A 16,276-nucleotide genomic window follows, 5' to 3' on the forward strand; every position below is an offset into this window, starting at 1 on the left:
CGTACAGCCGCCCTCATCAAACCTGCGTGTTCTTGGAGATCAGCCACTCGCCGTTTTCATCCATCTCGACGCGCTTGTTGCCGCGATAGAAAATCGGCCTCCCGGTCTTCTTGTCCATGGAAAAGCGGCTGGGGGTGTATTTCTGCTTCTCGCCGCCTTCGATCGCCAGCGCCAGCGCTTCCTTGAACTTTCCGCCCTTGCACAGTGAAAGGAATTTGTTTTCGTCCATGATAGCACCTGATTGAGCCGGCTGAATGATATAGGGCGCCTCATTACCAAGACTCATGGCAATGGAACAGTGTTTCCTGAAGCGCGTCCGCAATCCGTTAGCGTGGCGAGAAAAAACGGACCGTTATCGGGATCGGTTCAACTTAAATCGGGCACAATCTCCGCGCAGTCACGTCCTATGAGCTCCCGATCGTTTCGACGCCGAATTGCTGCTGCAACCCTGCTTTTCATGGGCGGGGTGCCGACGGGCGCGCTTGCCCATCCACACATCTTCGTCGATGCCAAGTTCGAAGCAGTAGCGGGCGCCGATGGCAGCCTCGGCGAATTGCGCGATACCTGGCGCTTCGACGAGGTCTTCTCGTCCTCGGTGTTGCTGGATTTCGACAAGAACGGCAATTCGAAGCTTGAACCTGCCGAACTGACGGCTGTCGCAAAGACGGTGCGCAAGTCACTGGCGCAATACGACTATTACACCAAGATTACCATCAACGGCAAAGCCATCAAGCTTGCCGAGCCCGATGTGATGCACGCGGCCTATGAGGACGGATCGCTGATCCTGTCGTTCACGCAGAAGCCCGTGGAGCGGACACCGCTGAAGGGACTGATGGTATTCGGCGTTTACGATCCGTCGCTCTACACGGCGCTCGATTTCGGAAGCGATGCGGATCTGAAAACATCCGGCGACGGTTTCAACCGCTGCACGCGAAAGGTCGTCCGGCCGGATTCAAAGCAGATTCTGGCCGAAAACCAGGCAATGCTGACCACGCTGTTCTTCAACGATCCGATGGGCAGCGACTACTCTCAGATCGTCGCGACAAGACTGGAAGTGCGGTGTTAAGACTTCTTCAACGCTGATGGATGAGCGTGGGTCAGATCTATCAAACCGTTCGGCGGCCGAATGCGCCGAGAGACTATCCGGGAGAATGCGCCGTGCCTAAAAGATCCCTGCTCCTTGGCTTTGCGAGCCTGCTCATGTCGGCCACGACGGCAGTACAGGCATCCGGGGCCGACGGGCGTCTGCCGATCCCGGACTGGCTCATGACCTATGTCGGCGAGGCCAATGGCCAGATCGCCCTGCCGGTGCTGGAACGGGCACGCCGCCTCTATCTCTCAAAAGTCGCCGAAGGCAAGGTTCGAAACGAGTGCTATTTCGCCATGGACGCGACCCGGCCGAATGACCCGGGTGACCTGTCGGATGGCCGGTTTTATGTGATCTGCGAGGCCGACAGATCGTTTCGCGTCATTTCCGCAGGACATGGCGGTGGCCGCAACCTCCAGGGCGTGGCAAACTTTTCCAACGGCCGGGAATGCGCCAAAAACTTTGGCAACGCCCTCGATTCCAATCTGACCGCCGGCGGCGCCTATCTGACCAGCGAGATCAAGACTTCCTTTAAGGGCTATTACCGCACGAGTGCCGATCGCGAAGCCGCCTTCATCCGCTCCTTCGTGCAGTTCGACGGCATCGGAGAGACGGCCAATGCAAGGCAACGCGCCATCGGCGGCCATGCGGCGGCCCTCGTCTCGGGGATCTGCATGCAGAAGAAGCCTGAGAGCACCTATGCGAACAGCACCGGCTATGTTCCGCTCGGAAAGCTCGTCACCTATGCAGGCGGGCGGAGCGACGGATGCACCAGCTGGTCGCCATCGGACGCGCCGAAGGTGCTTTCGATGATCGATGGCAATCCGACGACGCTCTATATCTACCCGGAATCCAAGGATATCAAAGCGGTCGCGCAGTCCGTCGCCGGTGGACGCGCGCTGGCGCCGAATGGCCCCTACTGGAACGCCTCCTGCCTCAAGGCGATCGGCACGCCGGCGTTCTGGCCAAAGGAAAAACTCGAGCCGGTCATCGCCCAGTACAAGGCGGACCATCCCCCTCAGCCGGCGCGGCCGGTGCCGATGTGCGAAGGCAACGTGAACTGACGGTGGGGGGAGGCCCTCAGGCTCCCGCCACCATGTCACGCCGGCGTCACGCGACTATTCAAGCGTTTGGTGATTAAGTTAGCCCTCAAGCTTTTGATCCTCCTTGTTCCGCGTGAGGCAGCAGATGGCAAACAGACGCGCAAATACAGTCCGGGTTCCCCGGGCGACCTTCCGGCAACGGGCCAAGGCGCCCGTCAAGAACGTTCCGCCGACGAAACGTCCTGAGACCGAGGACGAGATGGAGGTACTCTACGATCTGCTGGACTATCTGGCAGATGATGAGGATGCGCTGGCCGCCTAACGCCAGCGTATCGGGAAGACGGACGGACATAGCTGATCGATTCGCCCGAACGGCAGCGCTGATCGCCCCTGCATCCCGGCTTGCATATCCCCGGTAGCCGCCAGGCTCCGTCCGGCCGCTCAGCGAAGACCTTTGGTGGTGTCACGCTGGCGTCACGGGCCATAGTGATAGGACGTTGCTCCTTATTGAAGGAGCACACTGTGAATCGCTTTTTAGTCTATCTTCCCGAACTTCAGGACTGGGTGAAAGTGTTGCCCCAGCTCAAGGCCCTCGGCACAGCCGAGACCGACAGGGCCCATATCGTCACGCTCGTCAGCGATGCCGAAACGGATGCCGTCGATGCCAAATTGAAGGCGGTGCGGGTGTTTTACGTTCTCATCAAGGCCGAAGGTGATATCGGCTACAATGTCAGGGATGCACTGGCAGCGACCGTCCTGACCATCAATCCTGAATCCCGCGGCGGGCATTGAGCCCGCTGCCGTAGCGGTGGATCCCTTATCTGCGAAGAAGCGCGAGCGCCGATCGCGCCACGCCCACGATGGCTTCCAGCAACTCGCTTTCGCTCGACTGGATCATGCCCAGCGAAAGGGCCGCCTCTTCGAAGGCGGCAGAGGCGCCCGGATCGCGATCGTCTATCCAGCTGGAAAGCACCGTCGCCAATTCCCCGATCCTGACCAGCTCGTTGCGCTTGGCGATATCGGTCATCTCAGGCAATGACACGGCAAGGCGCTCCAGCTGGGTAATGAAAGCCGTGGTCTTCGCCGGCAGTTCGGCTGCTTGTATCTGCTGCGCTTCGGCCCGAATGCGCGCAAGCGAGGTGCGGAGCACCGCGGCGTCAGCTCGCATGTCCGGCTCCATCCAGGCTTTCGCGGGCGAGATTGTCGTTTGACGAACTGATGCCCATGCAGTCTTCGATCATCGCGCGCAGCATGGCGAACCGGAGTTCGAGGGCCGTCACTTCGACCGATTTCGCAAGGCCGGAAAGCTCCGACGCGAACTGGTCGAGCTCGCGCAGAAGCGATTGAACGTCGAATGTCAGATAGCTCATCACGTTCCTATTCTTGAGGCGACTCGGGATCGAGTTTCAGGAAACACTTAACCGGCATTCGGGGTCTGCGAAGGCAGATGCGGCGGTCATGGTGAACCAGCCGTAAATACGCAACGCGGCTGGTTCACTCTGGTGCAGCGGAAGATTCTCCGATCCTGCGCTGTTCAATACACCTTCGGCGGGCGATAAGGTGGAACGCCCGAAACCGATCCTGGAGGGTCTGCACGTGCCTCTCGACAGCAAAAGATGCTTTTCCGGTTTTCTCTTCGATATGGACGGAACCATCCTCAGCTCGACGGCTGCCGCCGAAAGGGTCTGGGGTGCCTGGGCCGAACGTCACGGGCTGGATCCCGTCGAATTCTTGCCGACCATGCACGGCAAGCGGGGCGTCGACACGATCCGGCAATTGAATCTTCCGGGGGTCGATCCCGAGGTTGAGGCCGCAAAGATCACTCAGGCCGAAATCGAGGATGTCGATGGTATCGTCGCCATTCCGGGCGCTGCTGAATTTCTGGCGGCGCTGCCGCCGCAACGCTGGGCGATCGTTACCTCGTCCACGAAGGCGCTGGCGATCCGCAGGCTGGAAGCCGCCGGGCTGCCTGTCCCGCAGCAGATCGTGACCGGCGATGACGTGACCTCCGGAAAACCCGATCCGCAATGCTATCTTCTTGGCGCCAGGAAGCTCGGCGTGCCGCCGGAAAGCTGCCTCGTGTTCGAAGATGTCGAAGCCGGGGTGAAGGCTGGAGAGGCTGCCGGAGCCGAAGTCATGGTGATCACCGCCGCCGGCCACAAGGCGCTGTTTCCAGATCATCCCTCGATCGGGGACTATACCGGCGTGTTCCCGCTGATTTCCGAAGACGGCAAGATCTCGGTCGTCGAAAAGTAACATCCCTGCCCGGCCCCGTTTGCCTGCCCAGCAGCACTTCCGGAACAAAAACGCTGTCTCTCCGTTGATATGCAGATCGACGATTGGAGTTGGCAAATGTCTACGGTGGCGAAATCTCTGGCAGCATACGCGGTAACCGCCGCGATTGTGATGTCCGGCGCATCATCCGCCTTTGCCTTCCGCATTGATCCCCCGGCCGTCGCCGGCAATTCCGAAACCAACGCATCCGTTGCCGCCTATTCCGCCGAAGCCGGTAAGGCGGCGGCAGCTGAAAACTGGCTTTTGTCTCCCGCGGAGATTGCCCACATCAAGTGGTGCGCCAAGAAATTCCCGTCCTACAATCCGACCGACAACACCTACGCCACTGGCAAGGGTGGGCAGGCGGAGTGCCGTTCACCGCGTTAAGCGTGAAGACGCTACCGCCCGCTGTCGACAAGGCGGCGATATCGGGATTGTTTTTTGCGCGCTTCGCACCAATCCGGGAGGAAAATTATCCTCTGGTCTGCAATGAGCGAACTCTATGCGTTCTGTCCCCGGCGCGGCGGCCCTAATCTGAAGTCCTGAGTGGCCGGCTGGAGGAAAAGGCATGGCAGGTCCGCATGCCATGTTGAACGAGCTTTCGAATTTTGCGCCCTTGTCGCTCGCAAGAGCCGAGATCTGGAGCGCGCTGTGCCGGGAGGCAACCGACGCGGCGGCGAAGGACCGGGCGCTCGTACGCCCGATGAATGCGGCGATCCTCTATCATTCCAGTTTTGCCGAGGCGCTTGCAAACCGCATCGCTCACAAACTTGCCGATCACGATCTGGATCAGCACGAACTTCTGGCCGCGGTCGCGCAAGCCTTCGTCTCGAAGCCGGATATCATCGAGCAAGCTGTTGCCGACCTGATCGCCGTGCGCGAGCGCGATCCATCAAATGCCGAGATCCTGACACCATTTCTGTATTTCAAGGGTTTCGCCGCCCTGCAGGCGCATCGCGTCGCCCACTGGCTTTGGCACGAGAAGCGGTTGCATATGGCAAGGCATCTGCAGAGCCGGGTTTCGGAAATTTTCGGCGTCGATATCCACCCGGCAGCACAGATGGGCAAGAGCATCATGCTCGACCACGGCAGTGGGCTGGTTATCGGCGAGACCGCCGTGGTGGAAGATGAGGTTTCCATTCTCCAGAACGTCACGCTCGGCGGAACCGGCAAGCAGGATGGCGATCGGCATCCGAAAGTCCGAAGGGGTGCCTTGATCGGCGCGGGTGCCAAGATTCTCGGCAATATCGAGATCGGGATGGGTGCAAAGGTCGGCGCAGGCAGCGTCGTCATCGCATCCGTCGCTCCCTATACATCCGTTGCCGGTGTCCCCGCACGCGTGGTCGGCAAGCCCCATTCCGGCCTGCCCGGCGTCACGATGGACCAGAGCCTTTCCGAACCGGATTACGTGATCTGACGGCGCTTCGTTAGCCAAAGGCCAGAAACAGCGAGGCCACGGTTCCGGCGCAGAGCAGCAGGACGATCGTCTTTTCCGTCTTTGCGCCCATCATATCCGTCATGGCCTCCAAAGCGCCCGGCTAGAACACCACCGGTCCCGTCTTGTCTCGACCGGCGCCAGCCTGCAATCGATAGAGACTATGCTGCAACCAAGCTGGCGTGGAGAAATGGAGTTCTATTCTCCATAATTTTATGGAATTTATATTGTTGTGAGGCCGTGTGCTTTGGTGCCTAGATGCGCGGGACAATCAACCCCGGCCACCACGCTCGGTGCTACGGCTTATTCCACAGGAAGCGACCATGAACGCGCCCTTTTCACCTCCCGCAGCCAGACCTGCCGCGCACCGCATTGCGACGGAAGACGAGGCCATCCGGACCGCCCGTGAGCTTGCAGAGCGCTTCGCGCAAACTGCGTCGCAGCGGGATGCCGAAAGGATATTGCCCTTCGAAGAGCTCGACCGGCTTTCTTCTTCCGGTCTTTTGACAATTACCGTGCCGAAAGACTTCGGCGGTCTTGGCATTTCCAACGCGGCGCTTGCCGAGATCACCGCCATCATTTCGGAAGCAGACGGTTCGCTCGGCCAGATCCCCCAGAACCATTTCTACATTCTGGAGGCGCTGCGGACCGACGGCAGCGAAGACCAGAAGAAAACCTTCTTCGCCGAAGCCCTGGCCGGGCGCCGGTTCGGCAACGCGCTGTCCGAACGCGGCACCAAGACGGTTGGACATTATGAGACCCGCATAACCGGTGATGGCAGCGGCTACCGGATCAATGGCACGAAATACTATTCGACCGGCGTGATCTTTGCGGACTGGATCACCGTGTTCGCACTGGATGAGGAGGATCATCTGGTGATGGCCTTTCTGCCCAAGGGAACCGAGGGTATCGAAATCGTCGATGACTGGGATGGGTTCGGCCAGCGCACCACGGGCAGCGGCACCACAATCCTGAACAACGTCTTCGTCGAGCGCGGCGCGGTCGTATCGCATCACCGGGGCTTCGAGCGGCCCTCGACCATCGGCTCCGTCGGGCAGATCATTCACGCCGGCGTCGATCTCGGCATCGCCCGGGCGGCGTTCAGGGAGATGGTCGATTTCGTCACGCACAAGGCGCGGCCCTGGATGAACAGCGGCGCCGAGCGCGCCAGCGACGATCCGCTGACGATCGCCAAGGCCGGCCAGATCGCTATCAGGCTGGAAGCCGCCAGCGCGCTTCTCGAACGTGCCGGGCGCAAGGTCGATGCCGCGCAGGCCGACACAAGCGAAGAGAAGGTCGTCGAGGCGAGCCTCGCTGTCGCAGCGGCAAAAGTGCTGACCACGGAGATCGCGCTTGAAGCAAGCACGACGCTGTTCGAACTGGCAGGAACGGGTTCGGTGAAGACCGGGCTGAATCTCGACCGGCACTGGCGCAACGCCCGCACCCACACGCTTCATGACCCCGTCCGCTGGAAATATCACGTCGTCGGCAATTACCATCTGAACGGCGTCATTCCACCGAAGAACGGCGCGCTCTGACGAATAAAACGAAACCCCTCCGCGCGGCCGCGAAGGGGTTTCTTGTTTTCACAACAATGACCTCAGCTATAGAGGCTGACGTCGGGTATTCGGCCGTTCAGCACGAACTCTCCGACTTCCTTGGCCTTATAGAACACCGGGTCGTGCAACGTGTGCGTTCGCACATTGCGCCAGAAGCGGTCGAAACGGTATTTTTCCGCCGTCGCGCGGGCGCCCATCAGCTCGAAGACCCGCGAGGTGACATCCAGCGACACATGGGTCGCATGCACCTTGGCGGCATAGGCTTCGGCGGCAGCCTCGCCGCGCTCGCGCGCCGTCACCGCATGCCCCTTCGCCAGCCCCTCCTGCACCACCGCGGCTGCGACATCGGCAAGTGCTGCCGATGCCTTGACCGCCGCTGTGAGCTCGCCGACCCTTTCAAGAATATAGGGATCGTCGGCAGCGCGGGCCGCATTCGACGTCACCCAGGGGCGGGTCGTCGTGCGGACATAGTCGACGGCAGCGTTCAGCGCGCCCTCTGCCGTTCCCAGATAGAAATTGACGAAGACCAGCTGGATCAGCGGCGTGTTGAAGGTCGAGAGCACCGGCGGAGCCTCATCTGCCGGCGCGGGTGCGGCGACGAAATCGTCTTCATAGACGGGGAAATCATGAAACTCGACGCTGCCGCTGTCGGAAAGACGCTGGCCGAAATTGTCCCAGTCGTCATTCGCCTTGTATCCCGGCCGGTTCGTCGGCACCGCAAAACCGGCGATCTTGTCGTCAAGCGCGGCATTGGCATTGATATAGTCGGACACGTGCGCTGCCGTGGAGAAGGACTTGCGACCGTTCAGCACATAGCCGTTGCCGCGCCGCGTCAGCACGAGGCCTGGGTCGCGCGGATTGACCGCTGCACCCCAATAGAGGCTCTTTGCCACTGTCTCGGAACTCAGTGCCTGCGCCCGGGCCTCATCGAATGCCCAGTTGATATATTGGCTATTGACGTAGTGATAGCCGAGCAGCTGGCCGACGGAGCTTTCGCCGCGTGCAAGAATACGCACCAGCCGCAAACCGTCCACCCAATCGAGCCCGCCTCCGCCGGTCTTGACATCGTGGAGTGCGTTCAGGAGGCCGGCGTTCTTCAGCTTGACGATCTCGCCGATCGGCGGACGGCCGTCGCGGTCAAGTTCGCCTGCGCGGGCGGAAAGATCGGCCGAGATCTCCTCCGCACGGGTAAAAAGGTCCTCGCGCGTCGTGCTGCGGTTGGCCGCAAAGACGACATTGGACTGGCTCATGATGAAAACTCCGGTTCTATGAAATTGGAGCCGGCGGGGCCTCGTAGTCCCCGCCGGGAGATCGAGAATGTCAGCCTAGAAAAGCTTGGCCGGGATCCAGTTCGCGGTCACCGCATCGCTGGCGCTGAATTCCGGGATCTTCTGGGCGAGGTCCTCGATCGTCTTGACACCGGCGGCGCGCAGGCCCTCCTGCGTCAGGAGCACAGGCTTGACGGTGATCTGGTGGGGAACGTCCTGCCCGGCGATCTGCAGGGCTGCAGCGCGAACCGATACGGCACCGACGACGGCCGGATTGGTCGCAACCGTTGCGACCCACGGGCTGCCCTCTTCGGTGATTTCCTGGATGTCGGCGGTCGAAACGTCGGCCGAATAGATCTTCAGCTTGCCGGAGATGCCGAGGTCACCGGCCGCAAGCTTCACGCCGCGGGCGAACTCATCATAGGGTGCGAAGACGACATTGATGTCGGGATTGGCGGTCAGCGCCGCCTTTGCCTGGTCGGCCGTCGAGGTCGCCGTTGTGTCGCTGACATTGCCGAACCGGGCCTTCTCGGTGACGCCTGAATTCTCGGCCTTGAACTTGTCCCAAACCTCGTTGCGGCGGTCGAGCGGCGCGAAGCCCGCGACGTAGACATAGCCCGCCTTGAAGCTGGTGCCGTTGTCCTTGACTGCCTGTTTCAGGGCAAGTTGGGCAAGCTCATGGTCGCTTTGTTCGACCTGCGGGATCTTTGGGTTGTTGAGATTGACGTCGAAGGCAACGACCTTGATGCCCTTGTCCACTGCCTGCTGGACGACGTCGCTCAGCGATTCCGGCAAGCCGTGATCGACGACGATACCGGCCACGCCGAGATTGATCGCCTGCAGAATCTGCTCGCGCTGCTGGGCTGCGTCCTGCCTCCCCTGGAAGACGCGAAGATCGATATCGAGTGCCTTCGCCTGCGCCTCGGCACCGGCCTGATAGGCCTGGAAGAAATCGCCAGCGGAGATGTAGCTGATCAGCGCCACCTTGACCCCGCCCTTGTCGAAGGGAGCCGGGGCGCCGCTCAGGCCACCGGCAAAGGCTGCGGAGGAGAGAGATGCGGAGAGGGCGGCTGCAGAAAAAGCAAGCCGTGCAAGAGATTTCATCGTCGCGGTCCTTGTGATCGATGGCAGGCACCGTCTGACGGGCAGAACGATCCCGGCGGCGCATGAAATTATTAGATATAAACTCTATGTTTTTAGTAGATTAAATCATCCGATTTTCGGAGCCCCGGGAGATTCTTTGTTTCGCAACACAGCCCGCACGGGCAATCGCTTGCCTGGAACGGGACGCCCCCGGCGGTCCAATATGCCGGCCCGAAAGCCCGGATATGATTGATGCCGCTTCTTCACGTCGAAAACATCACCCACAGATTTGGATCCACAGTCGCGCTCGCCGACGCGAGCCTGTCGATCGAGCGCGGCGAGATCATTGCGCTGATGGGCGCCAATGGCGCGGGCAAATCGACCCTGGTGAAAATCCTCTCCGGCGTATTTCCTGCAGACAGCGGCCTGATTGAACTGAACGGCCGGCCGTTCGCCCCGAAGACGCCATCGGAAGCGGCGCGAGCCGGGGTGGTGACCGTGCATCAATCGACCGATCTCGCCGGAGCGGCCGGGCTGACGGTCGCAGATACCCTGCTTCTGAACCGTTTCGCCGAGGGCTCGGCGCCGTTCTTCATCTCGCGGCGGAGCGTGCGCAGGCAGGCGCGCGCCATTCTCGATACTGCCGGCTTCGACCTCCCGCTCGACCGGGACTTCGCCGATCTCAGCACCGCCGACCGTCAGCTTGCCGCTATCGCACGCGCGCTTGCAAACAATGCCGAACTGCTGATCCTCGACGAGCCGACCGCAAGTCTTTCGGGAGACGAAAGCCAGCGCCTGTTCGATGTCCTGCGCGGCTTGCGCGCAAAGGGTCTGGCGATCCTCTATATCTCTCATAGAACCGCCGACCTGAGGGCGATTGCCGACCGCGCCGTCATCATGCGCGGCGGGCGGGTCGTCGAGGGTTTCTCGCAGCCGATCGACTTCTCCCGTGCGCTTGAGACCATGATCGGCCGCAAGCTCGAACTGGCACGGCCCGCGGCGCGAGACGCTGTTGGCCCAGCCGTTCTGGCGATGCGCGATATCAGGCTGCTGCCGTCGAGCGTACCGTTCGATCTCGAGATCGCCGAAGGCGAGGTCGTGGCTCTTACCGGCGTGCTCGGCGCCGGCAAGAGCCGGCTTCTGTCGGCGATCTTCGGCGCGGCCTCCTTTGCAGGCGGCACAATGGAGCTCGATGGCAAAGCCTATCACCCGAGGTCACCGGCGGATGGGATTGCGGCAGGCGTTGCGATGGCGGGTGAAGACCGGCATCGCGCGTCTCTCATGCCTGCCGCCTGGCCGGGAAACTCGCTGGCCGCCACCATCAGTCTTCCCCATCTGAAGAAATGGTATCCGTTCGGCCTGATCGCGGGCGGGCGCGAAGCGCGGGAAGCGACGCTCGCCATTTCCCGGATCGGCATCAAGGCTGCCGGTCCCTTTGCCTCGGTCTGGACCCTTTCCGGCGGCAACCAGCAAAAGGCGGTTCTTGCCCGCTGGGAGGCCGAGCCGAGCCGGCTGCTGCTGCTCGACGAGCCCTTCCAGGGCGTCGATGTCGGCGCACGGCACGACATCATCAAGGCGATCCGCTCGCGCAGGGACCGCGCCACTTTGATTGCCACATCGGATCCGGAAGAAGCTCTCGAGGTGGCCGATCGCATTGTGACGATCGACAGCCATACACTCCTTCCGGTCAGTGAAACCCTCACCACGCATGGACCAATGATATGACCAGCATCGACGATGACGCCTTTGCAACGCAGAGCAAGGAGCGTGCGCGGCAAAGTATTGCCGGCCGTGCCACGGCGCTTGGCCGCTCGCTGCGAGCCGGTGCCGTCTTCATCTTGCTTGGCCTGATGGTGATCGGCTTCGGCATCGCCGAACCGGCCTTTGTGAACGTCGCCAATCTGATGAGCATCCTCCAAGCCGTCTCGGTCGTCGCGATTCTCGGCGCGGGCGTTACGGTGACGCTGGCCGTCGGCGGCTTCGACCTCTCGATCGGCGCCATCGCCGCCTCCAGCGTCATGGCGGCAAGCTACGCGATGATCGTCTGGCAGCTCGATGCCTTCATCACCGTGCCGCTGGTGCTGGCATTTGGGGCAACGGTCGGGCTGATCAACGCCTTGCTGATCGTCAGATTGCGGGTGCCTGATCTCCTGGCGACGCTCGCCATGATGTTTCTGCTGTCTGGCCTGCAGCTTATTCCGACTGCTGGCCGCTCGATTTCTCCCGGGCTCATCCTGCCCGACGGATCGAAGGCATCGGGCGCCTTCGATCCGGCATTCCTGATGATCGGCCGATACAGCCTTTTCGCCACATTGCCTGTCTCGGTCGTGCTGATGGCAGCCGTAGCCGTCACATTATACGTGCTGACCGAACACACGCGCATAGGCCGCCTGCTTTTTGCCACCGGTGGCAATGAACTGGCGACGCGGCTTGCCGGTGCTTCAACGATACGGCTGAAGACGCTTGCCTACGTCATATCGGGAGCACTCGCCGCATTGGGCGGCATCGTCATTGCCGCACGTGTCGGGCGCGGCGATGTTTCATCAGGCGGTTCATTGCTGATGGATGCCGTTGCCGCGTCGCTGATCGGCTTTGCCGTTCTTAACCTGCGCCGGCCGAATGTGCTTGGAACCATTGCGGGTGCCGTCTTCGTCGGCGTCCTGCTCAACGGGCTGACGATGCTCAATGCGCCCTACTATACGCAGGACTTCGTCAAGGGCGCCGTGCTGGTCGGCGCACTGGCTTTGACCTTCGGCTTGGGCCGCAATGCTGATCGCTAACGGCCCTGCCCGGCCCGCCAAATTTTCGCCAACACTCTGAACTTTTGGAATAACGTACCTCCTTTATCGTTTATTTCCATATATTTTGTAGACTATTGAAATTGAGGGATATGAGCATGACTAAGGAAATTGGGGACGGCCTTGGACGCCGTGAAATCTTGAAGTTTGCAGCGGTCGCAGGAGCGACCTTTGCAGGTACCAGCCTGCTGACGGCGCCGGTAGCGCGCGCCGATGATGCAGCGCTCTCGCTGAAGGGCAAGCGGGTCGCCATCAGCGCGACGGGCACCGACCACTACTTCGATCTGCAGGTCTACAATGCCCAGATCGAAGAGGTGAAGCGTCTCGGCGGCGAGCCGATCGCCGTCGACGCCGGCCGCAACGACGGCAAGCTGATCGCCCAGCTGCAGACGCTTGTTGCTCAGAAGCCAGACGCGCTCGTGCAGATCCTGGGGACGTTGAGCGTCATCGATCCGTGGCTTAAGAAGGCGCGCGATGCCGGGATCCCCGTCCTGACCGTCGATGTCGGCTCGACGAATTCGCTGAACAACACGACTTCGGATAACTGGGGTATCGGCAAAGACCTGGCGCTGCAGCTGGTTTCTGATATCGGCGGCGAAGGCAATATCGTCGTCTTCAACGGCTTCTACGGCGTGACGCCCTGCGCCATCCGCTACGACCAGCTCGTCAACGTCGTCAAGTATTTCCCGAAGGTAAAGATCATCCAGCCCGAACTGCGGGACGTCATCCCCAACACCGTGCAGGACGCCTTCACGCAGATCACCGCGATTCTGAACAAGTATCCGGAGAAGGGCTCGATCAAGGCCGTCTGGTCTGCCTGGGATATCCCGCAGCTTGGCGCCACCCAGGCGATCGCAGCCGCCGGACGCAATGAAATCCGCACCTACGGTGTCGATGGCAGCCCCGAGGTTCTGCAGCTCGTTGCCGATCCGAAGTCGCCCGCCGGCGCCGACGCGGCGCAGCAACCGGCCGAGATCGGCCGCGTCGCCATTCGCAACGTCGCCAAGCTGTTGTCGGGCCAGACGCTGCCGCGCGAAAGCTATGTCCCGGCGCTGCTCGCCAACAAGGAGAATGTCTCCGACATCATCAAGAAGCTCGGCATCGGCTGATCTTGAGGCGGACCCTTTCGATTGCGGGAGGGTCCGCGCTCCGAATTCTGGAACAATCCAACATGAGTGCATCCGCAGTGGCGCCCACAGCTGAAACCGGCGATATCATCATTCGCTTCGACCGGGTCGTGAAACGCTTCGGCGGTGCGCAGGCGCTGGCCGGAACATCGCTCGCCGTCCGGCGCGGCACGGTACACGGCCTTGTCGGCCAGAACGGGGCCGGAAAATCGACGCTGATCAAGCTCCTTGCCGGCTTCCACGTGCCGGACGGCGGTTCGATCGAGGTCGATGGCAAGCCATACGAGAGGCTGACGCCGCATCTCTGCGACGAACTCGGCATCCATTTCATCCACCAGGACCGGCTGCTGGTTCCAACCTTCACGGTCGGCGAGGCGTTGTTTCTCGGTCACGAGAGGCGCATCGCGCGAACTCCGTTTCTCAATCGCCGGGCGATGCAGAAGCGCGCCGAGGAACTGCTTGCGAATTATTTCGGCATCAATCTGCCAAGAAATGCGCTGATCAGCCAGTTATCGACGGCCGAACGGCAGATCGTGCAGATCACGCGGGCGCTGCTCCACAAGCCGAAGGTTCTCGTCTTCGATGAGCCGACTGCTGCCCTCATCCGGCGCGAAGCTGATATCCTCTTCCGGCTGATCCGCCGCCTTCGCGACGAAGGTGTGACCGTCATCTACATCTCCCACTATCTGAACGAGATCGAAGACCTCTGCGATCATGTGACGGTGCTGCGCAACGGGCTCAGCGTCGCCTCCCTACCGATTAGTGAGGCACCTGCCACGACGATCGCAGGCTTGATGATCGAACGCGATATCGGCGAGATGTTCCCCAAGCGCAAGGTCGAAGTCGGAGACGCAATTCTGGACGTTCGAGGCCTGTCGGCGCCCGGCCGCTTCGACAATGTCAGCTTCACCCTGCGCCGCGGCGAGGTGCTCGGCATCACCGGGCTTCTCGGCTCCGGCGCCAAGGATCTCATCCGGTCGCTCTTCGGCCTCCAGCGCGCCGCAGACGGCACGATCAAGACGGGCAGACGGACCATCGACCCGAAGAGCCCTTCGGCAGCGGTCGAGAGCCATATCGCGCTCGTTCCCGAGGACCGGCGCGGAAACGGCGTCAGCCTCGACCTCAGCGTCACAGAAAACATCACGCTTCCGAGCCTGTCGCGCTACAGCCGCTTCGGTTTCCTCAAGCTGGCCGGCGAGCGGCGCGACACGGATGACCTGATCCGGCGCCTGCAGATCAAGACGGTCGGCGGGAATGCGCTGGTACGCACCCTGTCGGGCGGAAACCAACAGAAGGTAGCGATCGCAAAATGGCTGAGCCGCCATTCCGAAGTCTATCTGCTCGACGAGCCGACAGTCGGTGTGGACATCGGCTCGAAGGTCGAGATCTACACGCTGATCGGCGAGCTTGCGGCGCGCGGCGCGGGCGTCATCGTGCTGTCTTCCGACCTGCCCGAGCTCGTCGGCATCACCGATCGCATTCTGGTGTTCTTCCGCGGACGGCTGATCCGTGAACTCGCCTCAGCAGAAACCACAACCGATGAAGTGCTCGCGATCTCGACGGGCGCTTCGGAAGGATTGCATCATGTCGGCTGATATCCAGCTCGCTCCCTCCCCGGATTATCTCGCCGATGTACCGCGCACCGGCGGCACCTCGGCGGCGGCGATCCTCCGTTTCGGCTCGCTGCTCGTCTTCGCAGTCATACTGGCCGCATTTGCACTCACCGCACCTTATTTCCTCTCTGTCGGCAATATTGGCAATGTGCTCGGCCAATCGGCAATTTCGGGGATATTGGCAATCGGCCTGACGGTGGTGCTGATCGCCGGCGGCTCCAATGTCGTCACCGGCGGCATCGACCTTTCTCTTGCCGCCAATATGGGCCTCAGCGCCGCAGTCTACGCGACATTGATCCAGCTGGGTTTCAGCGACCCGGCTGCTGCCGGCGCAGCACTGTTGACCGGCCTTTCGATTGGTGCGGTCAACGCAGCCGCGGTGGTGCTCGCAGGCATCGTGCCGCTGCTCGCGACACTCGCCGTGATGAATATAGCCGCCGGTCTGGAGCTCGTGCTGACGCAAAATACCGTCGTTCCGGCATCGACCGATTTCCTGACGGCGATCTCCTCGTCAGACAGCTTCGGCATCCCGTTCCTTGCCTATATCTTGCTCGGGTTTGCCGCCCTTGCCGGGGCGATCATCCAATACACGCCGGCTGGCCTGCGGCTCTATGCAGTCGGCGAGTTTCCGGATGCTGCGCGGGCCGCCGGCTTGCCGGTCAAGCGCCTGCTCGCAGGCGCCTTCATTGCCAGCGGGTTGTGCGGCGGGGTGGCAGGCATTCTCTCGGTCTCCTATCTCAGCGGCAGCACTACCGGTTCCGGCGAAGCGCTGCTCCCCGTCGTCGTCATCGCACTTCTCGGCTCGGTGTTCTCGCGCCGTCTGGTTCCAACAATTCCGGGCACATTGATCTCGGCGCTGTTCGTTGGCTTCCTGACTAACGGCTTCCAGCTTCTCAACCTCCCGAGCACACTGGTCAGCGGCGTCCAGGGTCTTCTCATCCTCATCGTGGTCTCGGCCACAACCCTGCTGCGCAAACGGGAGGCTTGAT

18 protein-coding genes are annotated in these 16,276 nt (G+C 61.5%); 13 read left to right on the forward strand and 5 right to left on the reverse strand.

Annotation, left to right across the window (positions count from 1 at the left end; all coding sequences use genetic code 11):
- Positions 1 to 16 precede the first annotated feature (16 nt).
- Positions 17 to 229 (reverse strand): hypothetical protein, encoded by a 213-nt coding sequence (locus AC1DIJ_RS22415; protein ID WP_112389999.1) that lies wholly within the window; start codon positions 227 to 229, stop codon positions 17 to 19.
- Between the two features lie 177 nt (positions 230 to 406).
- On the opposite strand from AC1DIJ_RS22415, the gene AC1DIJ_RS22420 reads away from it, so the two are divergent.
- From AC1DIJ_RS22420 to AC1DIJ_RS22435, 4 genes are all read left to right on the forward strand, one after another.
- Complete coding sequence (locus AC1DIJ_RS22420; protein WP_112390000.1) at positions 407 to 1,066, forward strand: DUF1007 family protein; 660 nt, start codon at positions 407 to 409, stop codon at positions 1,064 to 1,066.
- Between the two features lie 134 nt (positions 1,067 to 1,200).
- Positions 1,201 to 2,151, forward strand: a complete 951-nt coding sequence (locus tag AC1DIJ_RS22425; protein ID WP_112390001.1) for a hypothetical protein — start codon at positions 1,201 to 1,203, stop codon at positions 2,149 to 2,151.
- A 124-nt stretch (positions 2,152 to 2,275) separates the two neighbouring features.
- Positions 2,276 to 2,452 carry a hypothetical protein gene (locus AC1DIJ_RS22430; RefSeq protein ID WP_162706067.1) on the forward strand — a complete coding sequence of 59 codons (177 nt, stop codon included), beginning with the start codon at positions 2,276 to 2,278 and terminating at the stop codon, positions 2,450 to 2,452.
- A gap of 200 nt (positions 2,453 to 2,652) precedes the next feature.
- Positions 2,653 to 2,922, forward strand: coding sequence for a hypothetical protein (locus AC1DIJ_RS22435; RefSeq protein ID WP_112390002.1), 270 nt, complete (start codon positions 2,653 to 2,655; stop codon positions 2,920 to 2,922).
- Between the two features lie 25 nt (positions 2,923 to 2,947).
- Here AC1DIJ_RS22435 and AC1DIJ_RS22440 read toward each other — a convergent pair whose 3' ends face one another.
- Both AC1DIJ_RS22440 and AC1DIJ_RS22445 read right to left on the reverse strand, forming a co-directional pair.
- A complete protein-coding gene (locus AC1DIJ_RS22440) occupies positions 2,948 to 3,298 on the reverse strand; it encodes a hypothetical protein (RefSeq protein WP_112539102.1) in 351 nt (116 codons plus the stop codon).
- Positions 3,288 to 3,500, reverse strand: a complete 213-nt coding sequence (locus AC1DIJ_RS22445; RefSeq protein ID WP_112390004.1) for a hypothetical protein — start codon at positions 3,498 to 3,500, stop codon at positions 3,288 to 3,290. The genes AC1DIJ_RS22440 and AC1DIJ_RS22445 overlap by 11 nt, the downstream gene beginning before the upstream one ends.
- A gap of 271 nt (positions 3,501 to 3,771) precedes the next feature.
- On the opposite strand from AC1DIJ_RS22445, the gene AC1DIJ_RS22450 reads away from it, so the two are divergent.
- The 4 genes from AC1DIJ_RS22450 to AC1DIJ_RS22465 all read left to right on the forward strand — a co-directional run bounded on the left by AC1DIJ_RS22450 (position 3,772) and on the right by AC1DIJ_RS22465 (position 7,377).
- Positions 3,772 to 4,386, forward strand: a complete 615-nt coding sequence (locus AC1DIJ_RS22450; RefSeq protein WP_112390087.1) for an HAD-IA family hydrolase — start codon at positions 3,772 to 3,774, stop codon at positions 4,384 to 4,386.
- Positions 4,387 to 4,482: 96 nt separating this feature from the next.
- The gene (locus AC1DIJ_RS22455; RefSeq protein ID WP_162698767.1) at positions 4,483 to 4,791 is read left to right on the forward strand and encodes a BA14K family protein; all 309 of its coding nucleotides are present in this window, start codon (positions 4,483 to 4,485) and stop codon (positions 4,789 to 4,791) included.
- A 181-nt stretch (positions 4,792 to 4,972) separates the two neighbouring features.
- A complete protein-coding gene (cysE, locus tag AC1DIJ_RS22460; protein WP_112390006.1) occupies positions 4,973 to 5,821 on the forward strand; it encodes a serine O-acetyltransferase in 849 nt (282 codons plus the stop codon).
- A 341-nt stretch (positions 5,822 to 6,162) separates the two neighbouring features.
- On the forward strand, positions 6,163 to 7,377 hold the full coding sequence (locus AC1DIJ_RS22465; protein WP_112390007.1) for an SfnB family sulfur acquisition oxidoreductase: 1,215 nt from the start codon (positions 6,163 to 6,165) through the stop codon (positions 7,375 to 7,377).
- 62 nt (positions 7,378 to 7,439) lie between these two features.
- Here AC1DIJ_RS22465 and AC1DIJ_RS22470 read toward each other — a convergent pair whose 3' ends face one another.
- On the reverse strand, positions 7,440 to 8,648 hold the full coding sequence (locus AC1DIJ_RS22470; protein WP_112390008.1) for an acyl-CoA dehydrogenase family protein: 1,209 nt from the start codon (positions 8,646 to 8,648) through the stop codon (positions 7,440 to 7,442).
- 75 nt (positions 8,649 to 8,723) lie between these two features.
- Positions 8,724 to 9,770 (reverse strand): substrate-binding domain-containing protein, encoded by a 1,047-nt coding sequence (locus tag AC1DIJ_RS22475; RefSeq protein ID WP_112390009.1) that lies wholly within the window; start codon positions 9,768 to 9,770, stop codon positions 8,724 to 8,726.
- A gap of 231 nt (positions 9,771 to 10,001) precedes the next feature.
- On the opposite strand from AC1DIJ_RS22475, the gene AC1DIJ_RS22480 reads away from it, so the two are divergent.
- From AC1DIJ_RS22480 to AC1DIJ_RS22500, 5 genes are all read left to right on the forward strand, one after another.
- Positions 10,002 to 11,474, forward strand: coding sequence for a sugar ABC transporter ATP-binding protein (locus tag AC1DIJ_RS22480; RefSeq protein ID WP_112390010.1), 1,473 nt, complete (start codon positions 10,002 to 10,004; stop codon positions 11,472 to 11,474).
- Complete coding sequence (locus AC1DIJ_RS22485) at positions 11,471 to 12,529, forward strand: ABC transporter permease (RefSeq protein WP_112390011.1); 1,059 nt, start codon at positions 11,471 to 11,473, stop codon at positions 12,527 to 12,529. The genes AC1DIJ_RS22480 and AC1DIJ_RS22485 overlap by 4 nt, the downstream gene beginning before the upstream one ends.
- A gap of 116 nt (positions 12,530 to 12,645) precedes the next feature.
- Positions 12,646 to 13,656, forward strand: a complete 1,011-nt coding sequence (locus tag AC1DIJ_RS22490; protein WP_477831555.1) for a sugar ABC transporter substrate-binding protein — start codon at positions 12,646 to 12,648, stop codon at positions 13,654 to 13,656.
- 62 nt (positions 13,657 to 13,718) lie between these two features.
- Positions 13,719 to 15,269 (forward strand): sugar ABC transporter ATP-binding protein, encoded by a 1,551-nt coding sequence (locus AC1DIJ_RS22495; protein ID WP_112390013.1) that lies wholly within the window; start codon positions 13,719 to 13,721, stop codon positions 15,267 to 15,269.
- On the forward strand, positions 15,259 to 16,275 hold the full coding sequence (locus AC1DIJ_RS22500; RefSeq protein WP_112390014.1) for an ABC transporter permease: 1,017 nt from the start codon (positions 15,259 to 15,261) through the stop codon (positions 16,273 to 16,275). Before AC1DIJ_RS22495 ends, AC1DIJ_RS22500 begins: the two co-directional genes overlap by 11 nt.
- Position 16,276 lies beyond the last annotated feature (1 nt).

The organism is Rhizobium sp. 10N427, assembly GCF_056394605.1.